Annotated in this window: 1 protein-coding gene; it reads left to right on the top strand. The window is 50.2% G+C overall.

All coding sequences use genetic code 11. From position 1 onward, the window contains the following. Positions 1–15: 15 nt before the first annotated feature. On the top strand, positions 16–552 hold a 537-nt coding region (locus NE664_12960; protein ID MCQ4727542.1), incomplete at its 3' end, for a HAMP domain-containing protein.

Genomic DNA, 552 nt, shown 5'->3' with positions numbered 1-552 from the left:
ACAGAAGATGGAAGCATGGATACCATGGCGGTGCAGGGGGATTACGTCATTTATCAGGGACCGCGCGTGACGGATGCCATGGCAGCCGGTGTAAGGCAGGCGCTTTTTGAGAAAAAGGAAGAGTTTGCAGCCAATAAAAACCAGGTGATGGACTTGAGTCTTTCCGGGGAAGACTGGAGGCTGGTGGCTACATATAATGAAGCGCTGGATTTAACCATCATCAGTATGGCGGCGGGGCGGGTGCTGAAGCTTCATATGATGCAGGGAATGGCATCCTATATCATCATTGTCGTGATTATGACCGCAGTCTTTATCGGCGTCAGTATCCTGTTGAGTGTAAAACTGACGCGGCCTATCCGGGTGCTGGAGGAGGGCATGCATCAGGTAGAAAATGGGAAACTGGTCCCTATCACGCAGGAGCTGAACCGCCAGGACGATTTGGGCCGACTGATTCACGGTTTTAACAACATGACGGCAAGGCTGAAGGAAAGTATTTTGAGGGAGTATGAATCAAAGAATTTACAGAAAAAGGCGCAGATCAAGATGCTGGAG

It is taken from the genome of Anaerotignum faecicola, from assembly GCA_024460105.1.
In the GTDB taxonomy this organism is placed as follows: Bacteria; Bacillota; Clostridia; order Lachnospirales; family Anaerotignaceae; genus JANFXS01.
Note: the sequence above shows the minus strand (reverse complement) of the source record. Positions and strands in the feature narration are given on the sequence as shown.